This window comes from Pedobacter sp. D749 (assembly GCF_019317285.1).
GTDB lineage: Bacteria > Bacteroidota > Bacteroidia > Sphingobacteriales > Sphingobacteriaceae > Pedobacter.
In genome coordinates this window covers 517,367-531,613 of sequence record NZ_CP079218.1, presented here as the reverse complement: position 1 = coordinate 531,613, position 14,247 = coordinate 517,367, and the positions used below count along the sequence as shown (strand labels likewise).

Genomic DNA, 14,247 nt, shown 5'->3' with positions numbered 1-14,247 from the left:
ATGAGCAAAATTGGAATAAACGGCTTTGGCCGTATTGGCAGACTGGTTTTCAGAGCCGCATTAAAAAGAGGATTGGATATTGTAGCGATTAACGATTTGATCGAGCCAGATTATATGGCATACATGTTAAAATATGATACTACACATGGCAAATTTGATGGCACTATTGAAGTTGTTGATGGTAATTTAGTTGTTAATGGCAAAACCATCCGTGTAACTGCAGAAAGAAACCCAGCTGATTTGAAATGGGATGCTGTAGGTGTAGAAGTGGTAATCGAATCAACAGGTTTATTCTTAACCCGTGCCGATGCAGAAAAACACATCGCTGCCGGTGCTAAAAAAGTAGTTTTCTCTGCCCCTGCTAAAGATGGCGATATCCCTACTTATGTAATGGGTGTTAATCACCATAAATTAACTGCAGACCAAACTATTGTTTCGAATGCATCTTGTACTACGAACTGTTTAGCACCAATTGCTAAAGTTTTAAACGATAACTTCGGTATCGTTGAAGGTTTAATGAGTACAATCCACGCTGTAACAGCAACCCAAAAAACAGTTGATGGTCCTTCTGCTAAAGACTGGAGAGGTGGCCGTGGTGGTTTTTCTAATATCATTCCTTCTTCTACCGGCGCTGCTAAAGCTGTAGGTATGGTTTTACCTGAATTAAAAGGTAAATTAACCGGTATGTCTTTCCGCGTTCCTGTTGCTGACGTTTCGGTAGTAGATTTAACTGCACGTTTAGAGAAACCAGCTACTTACGAGCAAATTAAAGCCGCTATGAAAGCAGCTTCTGAAGGCGAATTAAAAGGTGTGTTGGCTTATACTGAAGATGAAGTTGTTTCTTCTGACTTCATTGGTGATGACCACGCTTCGATTTTTGATGCTAAAGCTGGTATTTCATTAAATGATAATTTCGTTAAAGTGGTATCATGGTACGACAACGAATGGGGATATTCTTCTGCATTAGCTAAATTTGTAGAATACTACGCAAGTTTGTAACGAAAAAACGCTTTAAGCGATTTTAAAACCATATAAAAGGCAACATTATTCAATTAATGTTGCCTTTTTTGTTTTAAACAAGATTTTCACCTGTAAAATTACATTTCAAAATCACTCAAAAAATTAATTATATAAAATTTTAATCTGCAAAATTCACTTACAAAGCAGAAAAACTAAAATAATTTCAAAAAAGTCAGGCTAAATCAACTTTACATCCATAACCAAGTAACATTTGACTAAATAATACTATAAATTGATAATATTTAACAATTCGTTAACATATTTTAACCTTATATTTGCAATACGATCATTTTAAATCCCAAAAGCTCATGAAAAAAGAACAGGAAATAAAAAATGACAAAAAAAATACTTAAAATTTTCTTAGTGTATTTTTTACACTATCATTTTTTTTACTATATTTGTAGAGTAATAAACGGAACGATGTTTGTTAACAATAAAAAAGATAAATCACTTCCTGGATAAGCCCCGGTTTAGAAAGAAAGTTAAAGACAAAGCCTGGCTCATAACAGGTTTATATTTGGTTAGAAAAAAGGGACAAGCTTGGATAAGTTGTCCCTTTTCTTATTTAAAGGAGAGTTGAATTAATATTTCTTTTTTAACCATTCATAATTCTTATTTCATCAAACAGGGTCAACACCAAAACTTAATCCCTAATTATTTTTAAGCATATAGTTGAGTTAGCCTATATAGGAAAAACTTTATGCATTTCACCCCTCGGAATTGGGATCTAAAAGCTTTAATCTTTGCATTGAAAGATTCAGCAGAAGCATTTGTTGGGTCAACACCAAGCTACCTCCCATCTGGATTACTAAAATTAATAACGCAAAAAGGATGTAGCCACTGGCTACATCCCCTATCTAAATTAACGCTCTCAACTTATGAAGTTGGTATAAGGCTCTCACCCCTTATGCCTACAATATTACGACAGAAAGATTAAGATTTGATGAAGATTTGAATTTAAATGAAAAAAAACGAAAAATTCTTCAATAAATCTGTTTTGGTTTTAGGGAAGCGTGTACCCTAAACATAAACAAATAAAATTTCCTTAGCAGAGTGGCTTATAAGTGCAACCTAAACGTCCACAAATACAGTATTTAGCATGCGCAGATCCATGTTGCATATTAATCGGTAAAAAAATACATAGTAATATGTGAGCATATGTATATTTCCCTCACGGATCGACTAACCTGTTATAATTGAGATCAACTGAGAGACATTTTTACCCATTACATCAGCGCTGCCTTACCAACTTACTGCGTATACGGCTAAGTGTTTCTAAGCGCATGCCTAAATAACTGGCTAAACACCTTAAAGGTACTCTAGATATATCAATGGAATTTAGTTCCAGGAATTTTTCATAACGCCTTTCTGCTGAAGGTATTCGAGCGATTATAGCCCGCTCAGAAGCGACATGATACTGAAGCGCTAAAATCTTTCTGACAATAACATTCGTTTCCTGGTAATTGGCATAAAGCTTATCAATCAATAAGCGCGGAATGGCAACTAATTCTGAATTTTCCAATGCCTGCAAATATTCAATAGAAGGCTTGTGGTGTTCATCAGGATGTTGAATTGCCCCAATCAATTCATCTCCTAGACTAATCCAGGTGGTAATCTCTTTATTACCATCCTTAATAAAACCTCTTACCACACCAGATACTACAAAAAAAACATAATCATTATTATCAAGAGGCGATAAAATGTATTTATTCTTCTTGATTAGAAGAGGCTCTACATTTTTTTTTATTTCCTGGATAAATCCAGATGTTATTGGACATAAACTGCTGAAATAATTTAATACAGCGCTCACCAAAAATACCTTACGGGATTCGAGCATAAACAAACAGAGATAGACTTTAGACCCTTAATTATAGCAATTTTAAATGATATATCAAAATAAAGTAGAATAATGTACCCGTTATGCTGTCTACAAGCTTTGTAATGTATATTCTTTAATGTTTTGAAGCGCATACTGATTTATCCAGGTAAAAATTCTGAATTTAGTCTCATCAAATTGTGGAAAATAATACCAAGCTTCACGGAATGTTTGTTCTAAAATTAATTTAGCTTTTTCTTCGTCACCTACACACTTTACGATATTACCATAAATTGCTGCCGAATACTTCTTGTAGAGTGCCTTAAATGTATCACGATCATTCGCTTTTGCCGTAGTAAAAAAGAGCTTATCGCCAGATAAACCATTCTTACAACCAACACGTTTGGAAGGGGTAACTCTTTAAAACAAAGATTGCCTGAATGATTTGACATTATTGTTTAACATACTGAATATTTGTTTGTTATATCACAACCAAAAAACAAACAACCGAATGGGAGTATAAGCAGCATAGCTTGACCAATAAAACACGAAATCGAGGTGAAGCATCTCATAACATTTGTTCCATTCATTTTTTACAGAGAAAGCGAATAACAAGGCAGTATATTTTCAAAGAAATTTAGTTTAGCCTAAAAAACAGGGAGTTAGACTTACAGGAGCTTGACTATCAGAAGTAACACTTTGGTCTTCTGCTTTTTGCAGTTTGCAGGTAATAACCAATGGAAACTTCGTGTGAGCCATAATCATAGTTACCCAATTTATTTAAACTGTAGTCGTAACCATAGCCAATCCGCAGGTTTTCGCGAACAAAGAACTCAGTAACGAGTCCGACGGCACTTCTTGCCCTTAAATTGTTTTGCAGTGCTGGCTTAGGATAAAGTTTTACAGAGGTTCTATACGCTGCACCTAACCAAAGCTTTTCCCTGATCATTAAAAAAGCGTTAAGATCTAATGAGCTTGGCCCATTCAAATCATCTTTAATCAAAAAAGTAGGCTTGAACATAAAATCATCATTCATTGGGAATACCATACCAGCGGTTAAATAAAAATGCGGCTTGGAAGCAATATTGAGGAGATTATTATCCCTAAAAACCGGAAGATACTGCGTAAGCAAGTTATTGGCAGAGAAACCGATAAAGAATTTCTCATTCGAATAGTGCACGCCTGCCCTGACATCCGGCACAGTCCTACTCTCATATCCGGTCGGAATCCTGTTGTCGCCAGTTTCGGTCGGATCTAGTAAACTCCCATTCAGTCCCATCTGCATTACACCAATTCCAACGCCAAATGCAAGCACATTGGTTTCAGTACGGTCTAATTTAATGCGATAAGCAAAATTCCCTGATAAGTTTAACGAGTTCTGCGCGCCAATTTTATCTTTAGATACCAATAAACCCAAACCCAGAGTTTCTTCTTTAACTGCTTCATCTACTGATATGGAAAGCGTTTGGGGAGCACCCTGAATACCTGTCCATTGAGCCCGGACGAAAGCCTGCATATAGAGTTCTTCCTTGTAGCCGGCATAAGCCGGATTGATATACAAACCGTTAAACATATATTGTCCAAACTGTGCATTCTGCTGAGCAAACAGACAAAGGCAGAATAAATTAAACAATGTCGTTAAAACTATCTTTTTCATATCCTCACATTTTAACTTTCATCTATCTCATTACGGTTACGTAGCCTTTAAATTCCTGCCATTGAGCACTTGCCGTTTTTACCTTAATCACATAGAAATAAGTTCCGTCTACCAGACCGTTCGCTGTCCAGTCATTTAAATAGCCTTTCTTTTCATAGACCGTACTTCCCCAGCGATTAATAATGGTAAGCTGATTTTCGCTGTAAAGGTCCAACCGCTCAATAAAAAAGGTTTCATTTTTTCCATCACCATTTGGGGTAAACACATTTGGGATTTTAAGTCCGGTAATTTCCTTGGTATCCACAGAAATGTTATTTGATAGATCGGGATCTGGTTCATCAATCGTAACAGTAGCACGATTAACCACATTACCAGGTTTCATCGACCTTACATTAATGATCAGTTCAACAAAACTGCCATTAGCAAGTGATGGTATAGCCCAGGAAACCGTCTTGGTTTGATCGTTATAACTTGCAGTACCAACAACAGCAGGATCAACACTTACAAAGGTTAAATTTTCTGGAAGGTCATCCTTTACCTGTATGTTGGTAGCTTCACCGAGTCCGTTATTACGCACCAATAAATTGTATTTAAATACCTCGGTATTGATTACCTGTCTGCTTTCAGATCTTTTAACGATGGAAACATCTGCTGAGATCTGTGATTCCATAATCACTTCCATCTCTTCGGAGAGGTCTGAACTACAGCCACCTAAACTAAAAGTAATAACCGTATATTTTCCGGCAGCATTTACCACATAATCTTGCTCGGTAGCGCCTAATAAGGCGTTTCCATTTTTGAACCATTGATAAGAGGTAGCACCTGTACCATTGGCCCTCAGTTTAACAGTTACGCCTGGTTTAAGGTTCAGCGTGTTCGGATTGCTAGATTGCGCAAAGCATGCTGCTGCAGAAAGCAGCAGCACACCGAACACAATTATCCCTAACCTGTTAAACATCATGAATCGATTAACCTACTAGCCAACTGTTATTGTAGGTTTTCCTGGTTTAGGCGTTAGGATAACGGTAACAGTTTTGATATCCTTACAGTTAGCAGCTAGTAGAATCGGCGCACCGTTGCCGTTGTAACTTGCTTCTACAGAAAAAACATAAGTACCTGTGGCAATACCCGACTTCATTGTAAGGGAATTACCGGTTTGATCTGCTATATCAGAAAGTGTTTTCGTAACACCATCTAATGTAACAGTCCAATTATAGGTAATGGTAACACCGCTTGGTGGAGCAATGGACGACAGAGCAACAGTCACTACCGGTCTGGTGGTCAAATCAACACAGGCTGAAGGAACAGATGATGATGCTGTAACGACAGGCGCTGGAAGTTTATAAATATTAATTTTATCAGATACATCACCAGGACATAAATTTGCGTCAGCTGTTATTACCTGTACAGTGTATTCGTGAGCACCCTCAGGTAAGGTTGTCGGAGTAACGTACTTACCACCATCTGCATTTGGAAAAGTAATTGTTTCTACGGTTGTTGCTCCATCTTTCCAAATAACCTTATCTCCTGCAACAGGCACATATCCCTGAAAATCAGGTGTCAAAGTAGCAGAATTTGCTCCACAAACGTACGTTGTAGTCTGCGCAAAGGCACCCAGCGGCAATAAGAACATTAAGAATGCAAAGATTCTTAGATTTAGTTTTGTAGATTTTTTTGTCATGATGTTAATTTGTTAGGGATGAATAATTTATTTTCTTTTTTAATTAATAGATACTGTTGGTTTATGTGGCACAAGCTTTACCCTAAGACTAAATGGGATAGCCCGTACGCAGCCATTTGCATTTTTAATAGCCAAAACTCCCTGGTAAACTGCTACAGGAGTTGTTGAAGGTATAATAATGGTGATTTCATTTGCTGGCAAAGCCTGATTAAGAACAGCGGGCAGTAAATTCCCCGTCCAGGAAATACTATAGGTTATTGGGTTAAAAACAGGATTGGTATAAGCAATCTTAGTTGTAGTAAGTCCTTCGCAAATTCCCGGATCTGACCCTAAAGTCAAATTTGGCTGTGGATTTACGGTTAAATTAAAATCCACTTTCTTCCCACAATAAGTAACATCATCGGCAACGGTGTAACTGATGACAGCGCTTCCTGCTGCAATTGCTGTGACATTTCCTGTCGCATCTATTGTTGCAATGGCCACATCGCTACTGGTCCAAACACCCAAAGGATTACTATTGGTTAAAGTTGTGGTAGTTCCTGCACAGATGGTATTTACGCCAATAATCGGATTTACGACAGCAATAGGCTTAACATTTACCAATACTGCTTTGCGCCCCCCGACATTCTTACAGCCTGTTAATGTATTAATGGCTTCTACGTAGTATGTAATGTTTGCAGTAAGGGCGGGCGTTGTATAGGTTGCTCCTGTATTAAATGGTGCAACGCCATTGGAAGTAGCATACCAATTGTATGTATATTGGGCGATATCTGAATTACTGACCGCTAACGTAGCCGTAGCTCCACTGCAAATTATTGTACCCGGAACATCAAGAGGAGGTAATGGATTAACCTTTAATTTTACACGGAGTCTTTCAGAAACTCCGGTTACGCAATACGTTCTGCTGCCTTGTACATAATAACTATAATCTCCGGCAAGTAGCGAGGATGGAGGAGTATAATTTTCTCCGGTATGCAACAAATTACCTCCTGTTTCAGCATCATACCATTTATATTCTGTACAGGCCTGTGGATTGTTAACGGAAAAGGTGGTGGTTTCTCCCTGACAGATGGCTCTGGTATCCTCAGCGATAGGATCAATCAATGTGCGTGGTTTAGCTAATTTCCTTTTAATATCATAAATCTGAAGTGAGCCCAGCACACCGGCCAATCCACCGGTAGTGATTTCTAAACGGTCGTAAACCTCAGTAATCGGAAAGGTGAGTACATATTTATCTGTTGACCCCGGAAAAAGCCTAAGATTTAGAAAAGTCCCTGTATTATCGAAGGCATCGCCCGCTTTGACCCCATTTAAATAAGGCTGAATGATAAATCCCGTAAGTAAATTTAGATTAAGTAATCCGCCCCCTGGCTTACCTATTATAATGCTCACAGAATCTTTCGGCTGAGAAGGTTTATTAAATATTGCCGTAAGGTATATTTTGTTTAATACCGACGCCCCAACATCCATCAGCGCATAGCTATCTTTATCGTTATCTATCGAATTGAAAGGATCAGTTACCTTTCCGGTTGCATTTAACACCCCGCCAATAACAGTAGGCTGTACTCCTGATAAAACATCAATTACTTCATCACAATCAATCTTATCAGTAGTCGTTTCCATAATATAGGCATGAAACAGCTTTGTAGACAATGCTACCGAGAGTAAATTGCCCGATACTTTTACGTAAATCCCATTGTATATCTGGTTGGGCGTGAGTGTAATCTCAACCTCTCCAGAGCCGCTAATTACACCTGCTATATTGGTTGAGTTATAAATTGGGACAGTAGTTGCCGCATATCCCGCATCATGACCTGGACCAAGCAATCCCAATAGTGGCCAATCAGCATCAACAGTATGCAAACCTGTAAATGTTCCTATCTCTACACCGCTTAGAACACTTAAGACTTCAGTAGGGAGTGAAATTTTTATGGTAACGGGAGTATTGGCAAGAATTGATCTGGGTGAACCACCAGCAGCGCTAAACTGTAAGAATTGGGTCGAAGATGCCAATCCTGCCAGGCCAAGTCCAACGCCTAATGTTGATGCATCTTTAACCTTTCCATTAACAGCGTTTCCTGCATCTGAAATGGTACCCATAATTAAAGACCCACCCAATACCTTAAATCCGTATTGGAATGATCCCTGAAAATCTGCGTAAGTACGCTTTGTATTTTCACACTGTGCATATAAATACGCAGGTATAAAAAATAACACAAATACCAATAAAAATTGACCGGAGCGCCTTTTCAATGTAGATTTGGGATAACGTAAAATTAAGTTTGTTTGTTTACTCGCAATACAAAAGTATTGCGAACCAACGCTACATTATCCGTTCACTTTATTCATTAAAGCCTTTCAATCAAGACATAAAGACCTGTTTTATAAATATTTATCAACCAAACTAAATCACTTAGAGGTATTGGGTCTACTTTCGGGATGGAAATTTTAGCCAACTATTACACCTTCGCACCCTGTGGAACGATCAATGTCATTAAGTTAAGCACCGCGGTCGTCAGTATGAGCGTAGCCGAAGACTTCTTGATATTGATAAATCGCGAATAAATCCCCTTCGAATAAGCTATCAATGACAGCTCCAATAGAAAGATCGTCATTGCGAGGCACGAAGCAATCTTAAAGCGCTCGCTACTTGCGATAGTTGTAAGATTGCTTTGTCGGCTGAAAAGGCCTCCTCGCAATGACGATTCCTCGCCAAAACTTAGCATTAAAACTTTCTGTCATTTACATTGATTTTATACAATAAATTACCCCTCAGCGCGACATCTTTTTGAGATTTATCCTTAACTTAAGGACATTGAAAAACCGCTTGCGTCAATTCCAGATTAAAGTAACCATGATTTGTTAAAGATTGTTAGTTTATCGATGCAAAACTTACTGATCCCTGTCAGAACAGGTAGATTATGGTTAACGGAGCGAACCTTAATCCAAATTCGATGATATTCGGCCCATACCGAAAGAATAAATTTTAACGTAAAAAAATATTAAACACTAACTATCAAAACTTTACAACAAAATTTCATACAACTGTTATTAGCATAAATATTATTCTAAAAATAATATTTGCAAGATAAAATGGTTATTGTATCTTTGCACCCTCTCTGGAAGCTTCCACTCCAGGGTTTAAGAAAGCTTTCCAGCAATGGGAAGCTTTTCTTATTTAAAATTGATAACTGGTTTTCTGAATAATCACCAATAGCACATCCATAATCTCTTTTTGTACAAAATCCGGATAACATTTATTATTTGTGACTTGATATGTTGTAATTATCGTTAAGAATAGTACTTAATTCGCTCCCGTCAGATTTTTCAATTTCTTGAGCAGCAATTTTTCTTCAGGCCTCCCTATAACCTGTTCTATAAATATTTAATTTACAGCATCAGAGATCGCCAAAAATTAAGTTTTGGCGTAATATAAAAACTATACTACGCCAAAATTATGCTTATATATGCGTTTTTGGCGTGATATAGGAACCAATAATATTTTTACTTGCTCTTAAAAATCACTACAGCCAAAGGTGGCAAATCGACAATTATTGAATATTCCTGTTCATTATATTCTTTGAGATCTGGAACAATATCGCCTCTGTTGTTTATGCCGCCTCCATAATAAACAAGATCGTCGGTATTAAAAATCTCTGTCCATTTGGTTTTAAACGGTACCCCGATTTTATAATTCTCCCGAACCACTGGAGTTAAGTTTATAGCAATAACCAAAGTATCTTTAGGCTTTGGTCCTTTTCGCATATACACAAACACAGATTCGCTTGTGTTATCGGCATCAATCCATTGAAAACCTTCATAACTAAAATTGAAATGATACAATGCAGGTTCTTTGCGATACAGAAAGTTCAAAGCCTTAACTGTTTCCTGCATGCCTTTATGTGGCGCATATTGTAATAAATGCCAATCTAATGATTGTGTAAAGTTCCACTCATTGGTTTCGCCAAATTCATTGCCCATAAACAGCAGTTTTGCGCCCGGATGAGTAAACATGTAACCATAAAGTGCCCTCAGGTTAGCGAATTTCTGCCAATCATCGCCAGGCATTTTATAAAGCATTGGCGATTTACCATGCACTACTTCATCATGAGAGAAAGGTAACATGAAATTTTCGGTGAAAGCATAAGTCATGCTAAAACTCAACTGATGGTGGTGATGTTTCCGTCCGAGTGTTTCAACTTTAAAATACTTTAACGTGTCATTCATCCAACCCATCATCCATTTCATTCCAAACCCCAATCCACCGGCATGTACCGGATGGGTTACACCAGGATAAGTGCTGCTTTCCTCTGCAATAGTTTGTACACCCTCAAAATTTCCATAAACGGCAACATTCAGGTCCTGCAAAAATTGTATAGCCCCAAGGTTTTCACTTCCTCCATATTCGTTTGTTGCCGCATCTCCATCTTCCCGGGAGAAGTTGAAATACAACATCGATGCCACGGCATCTACCCTCAATCCATCAGCATGGTATTGATCCAACCAAAATAAAGCATTACTGATGAGGAAAGAACGCACCTCATTTCTGTCGTAATTGAATATGTACGATTTCCAATCGGGATGAAAACCTTTCCGCATATCGGCGTGTTCGTACAAATGTGTTCCATCAAACTCATACAAACCATGCCTGTCACCTGGAAAATGAGAAGGAACCCAATCCAATATCACTGCAATATCTGCTTTATGGAGCTCATCAATCAGATACATTAAATCCTGCGGAGAACCATAACGAGAACTCGCTCCAAAATATCCTGTAATCTGATATCCCCAGCTCGGTAAATACGGGAACTCCATTACCGGCATTAGTTCTACATGTGTAAAACCCATTTCCTTAACATAAGGTACTAATCTGCCGGCTACTTCCCTGGCGGTTAAAATACGTTCCGGATCGGCCGGATCTCGTTCCCAAGAGCCAAGATGTATTTCATATACCGAGATGGGTTGGTTCAAAGCATTTAATTTTGCCCTTTTTTTGAGCCAGGCTTTATCTTTCCAGGTGTAATCGGTGTCCCAAACGATGCAAGCTGTTTGTGGAGGAAGTTCCCACCTTCTAGCATAAGGATCGCCCTTTAAATGCTCGGATTCATCAAAGCCTTTGACAAAATATTTATAAACTTCGCCCTTTGCAATACCAGGAATAAAACCTTCCCAAATACCCGATTTATCCCACCTCACATTCAGCGGATGCGAACTGTTATTCCAACTATTAAAATCACCTACTACACTGACACGAATGGCATTTGGAGCCCAAACTGAAAAATAAGTTCCGGCCGTCCCATCAACAGTAGTTAAATGCGAACCCATTTTCTCGTAAAGCCTGAAATGCTTTCCTACAAGAAAAAGATCAATATCATAATCGGTAAATAAACTGTGGATCCAAACGGATTTCTGTTTATCAATTATTGGTTGAGATGTTTTTTTTACAGGAACTTTTTTTGCTGCTGGCATAGGTATTCTGGCTAGATAAATGAAGCCCCAAGTACTAAACAGTATTTGGGGCTAAAAGATTTACAGACTTAAAATCTGTATATCGGTAAAGTTTTTATTGCACTGAAAGTGCAGTATATTCTGATCATCGGTATAAAAATCTTTCACCTCTTTATTATCGATAATGATCTTTTTAACCTGGAATTTTACACCAATAACATTACAAACGTAAAATTCATAATTAGGCGTGTACAAACCTTCATTACGTTGGCTAACCTTAATGGCCTGTGTATCGCCTTTTACCGTAAATTTCTTTTCGAGATAAATATCTTGCTCATAGGCAAATGTATCGCCATGATCTTCATACATGTACGAATTTACTTCATAATCGCTATGGTAGATATTCAATATTACTTCAGTAATCGATTTTTCGTCTACATATTGCATTACCGGATATTCTGGTAAAACTGTACCTGCACGCACAAACATCGGCATACTGTCTATTTTGGCATCAACGGTATATTCGTTACCACCATCCAATACCTCATTCGTCCAGAAGTTATACCAGGTTCCTTTTGGAAGATAAACTTTTCTGGAGATTGCACCCTGTTCTAAAACCGGGCAGATTAACAATTTATCACCATAACAGAACTCATCCTGACGGAAACTGTTACTAATATTTTCCTGTTCAAGCATTACCAGCGGTCTTAAAATAGGAAAACCATAACGGTGATGCTCCCAAAATACCGAATACAGGTAAGGCATTAAACGGTACCTTAATTCGATAAACTTACGGTTAATATCTTCGAAAAACTGACCAAAGCTCCAGGGTTCCCGTTCAGCGGTGTCGCCGGCAGAGTGTGCACGCATAAAAGGAGAAAATGTACCCAACTGAATCCAACGGGTAAATAATTCACCATCCGGTTCGCCGCTAAACCCACCAATATCTGTTCCACAGAAAGGCACACCAGAAACCGATAAACGCTGGCACTGAATATTTCCAATCTTTAAATGTTCCCAGGTTGCAATATTATCACCCGTCCATACACTGGCATAACGCTGCATGCCTGAATAACCAGCTCTTGTAATAGTAAACGGGCGTTTATTGCGCATCAGTTTTTTTAATCCCTCGTAAGTAGAACGTACCATCTGCATACCATAAACATTATGTGCCTTACGGTGCGAGCCGCGGTAACCATCATAATTATGACGAACATCGTTAGGGAAAGTTCCTGAGCCAAACACAGCTGGTTCATTCATATCGTTCCAGAAACCTGCAACACCCATGTCTACCAACTCTTTGTATAAATTACCCCACCAGCTCCGTACTTTTGGATTGGTAAAATCGGGAAACTGACAACGGCCCGGCCAAACATGCCCTTCCATATAATAATCGTCGCTGCGGCGACAGAAAAATCTTTTCTCTTTTCCTTCTTTAAAAACCCAGTAATCATCATCCACCTTAATTCCTGGATCAATCATGACCACAGTTTTAAAGCCATCATCAGAAAGTTCTTTAATCATTCTCCGCGGATCCGGAAAGTACTTTTTATTCCAGGTAAAACAGCGGTAGCCATCCATGTAATCGATATCCAGATAAATGGCGTCGCAAGGAATTTTACGCTCCCTGAACTGCCTGGCTATTTCTTTAACTTTTGTTTCAGGATAATAACTCCAACGACACTGCTGATAGCCCAAAGTCCATTTTGGCGGCATTGGGTGCGTACCGGTTAAAGTTGCGTAACGTTTAACCACGTCCATAATATGTGGCCCGTGGATATAATAGTATTGAAGTTCTCCTCCATCAGCCCAGAAACTTGTTTTATTTACATCTTCCGAACCGAAATCGAAATACGATTTAAAGGTATTATCGAAGAAGATACCGTAGGCTGCCTGATTATGCAAACCAATATAAAAAGGTATTGTACGGTAAAGTGGATCCTGGTTCCATCCAAAAGAATAGGCATCGGTATTCCAGTTTTCGAAACGCCTGCCGCGCAGGTTAAAATTACCGGATTTATCTCCCAAACCAAAGAAATTCTCTTCAGGGTGGCATTTTTTGGTTGCGTAGATATAATAACCACCAAAATCTACATTTTCTTCCCAGTGCATAGAGTTGGCTTCATCAACCATCATCACATTGGTAATATTATCGTGGAAAGAAATATGGAAATTTGCCTTTTCTATTTTACAGGTTACCGAATGGGTAGAAACGGTATAATGATCATCATGTTCCTGCATCTTAAAAACAGAAACTTTCTGGTCTACCTCAGGTACCGCATAAGAAAAATCATCAAGAAAAACGCCATGTGGTGCCAGGCGAACCCTGATCATATCATCACTTACTACCCGAATTTCTACTCTCGCATCCCCATCAGAAAAATAAAAGCGGTTGCCCTCTTTTTTTACCTTTTTAACTGAACCAAGGTATTGTTTAACGATTGGTTTTACCGATATATCAACTGGATTGTTTAAATGCTGTACTTCCTGTTCCTTTTCGATCAGATCACTTGCCTCGTTAGGTTTGTCGTTTTGCGCTTCCATCCTTATTTATTCAAATTTTAAATTCATAACCTCTTAAACCGGGATGTGCTTAAGAAAGTACTATAATACAAATATTTTACA

General features: G+C 38.3%; 8 protein-coding genes and 1 pseudogene. 1 reads left to right on the top strand and 8 read right to left on the bottom strand.

The features are described from left to right. Complete coding sequence (gap, locus tag KYH19_RS02085) at window positions 1-999, top strand: type I glyceraldehyde-3-phosphate dehydrogenase (protein WP_029280245.1); 999 nt, start codon at window positions 1-3, stop codon at window positions 997-999. Window positions 1,000-1,680: 681 nt separating this feature from the next. Here gap and KYH19_RS24115 read toward each other — a convergent pair. The 8 genes and pseudogenes from KYH19_RS24115 to KYH19_RS02050 all read right to left on the bottom strand — a co-directional run. After that, a pseudogene (locus KYH19_RS24115) lies at window positions 1,681-1,794 on the bottom strand (DDE transposase); the annotation flags it as partial. A 457-nt stretch (window positions 1,795-2,251) separates the two neighbouring features. Further along, window positions 2,252-2,830, bottom strand: a complete 579-nt coding sequence (locus KYH19_RS02080; protein ID WP_219077385.1) for a Crp/Fnr family transcriptional regulator — start codon at window positions 2,828-2,830, stop codon at window positions 2,252-2,254. Between the two features lie 691 nt (window positions 2,831-3,521). After that, window positions 3,522-4,493, bottom strand: coding sequence for a type IX secretion system membrane protein PorP/SprF (locus KYH19_RS02075; RefSeq protein ID WP_219077384.1), 972 nt, complete (start codon window positions 4,491-4,493; stop codon window positions 3,522-3,524). A gap of 22 nt (window positions 4,494-4,515) precedes the next feature. Beyond that, window positions 4,516-5,451 (bottom strand): gliding motility-associated C-terminal domain-containing protein, encoded by a 936-nt coding sequence (locus tag KYH19_RS02070; protein ID WP_219077383.1) that lies wholly within the window; start codon window positions 5,449-5,451, stop codon window positions 4,516-4,518. 18 nt (window positions 5,452-5,469) lie between these two features. Next, window positions 5,470-6,174 (bottom strand): hypothetical protein, encoded by a 705-nt coding sequence (locus KYH19_RS02065; protein WP_219077382.1) that lies wholly within the window; start codon window positions 6,172-6,174, stop codon window positions 5,470-5,472. A gap of 39 nt (window positions 6,175-6,213) precedes the next feature. Then, window positions 6,214-8,391 (bottom strand): Ig-like domain-containing protein, encoded by a 2,178-nt coding sequence (locus tag KYH19_RS02060; RefSeq protein WP_219077381.1) that lies wholly within the window; start codon window positions 8,389-8,391, stop codon window positions 6,214-6,216. Window positions 8,392-9,678: 1,287 nt separating this feature from the next. Then, window positions 9,679-11,643: a 1,4-alpha-glucan branching protein GlgB gene (gene glgB / locus KYH19_RS02055; protein WP_219077380.1), complete on the bottom strand. Its 1,965-nt coding sequence runs from the start codon at window positions 11,641-11,643 to the stop codon at window positions 9,679-9,681. 60 nt (window positions 11,644-11,703) lie between these two features. Then, window positions 11,704-14,166, bottom strand: coding sequence for a glycoside hydrolase family 31 protein (locus KYH19_RS02050; protein WP_219077379.1), 2,463 nt, complete (start codon window positions 14,164-14,166; stop codon window positions 11,704-11,706). Between the last annotated feature and the right edge of the window lie 81 nt (window positions 14,167-14,247).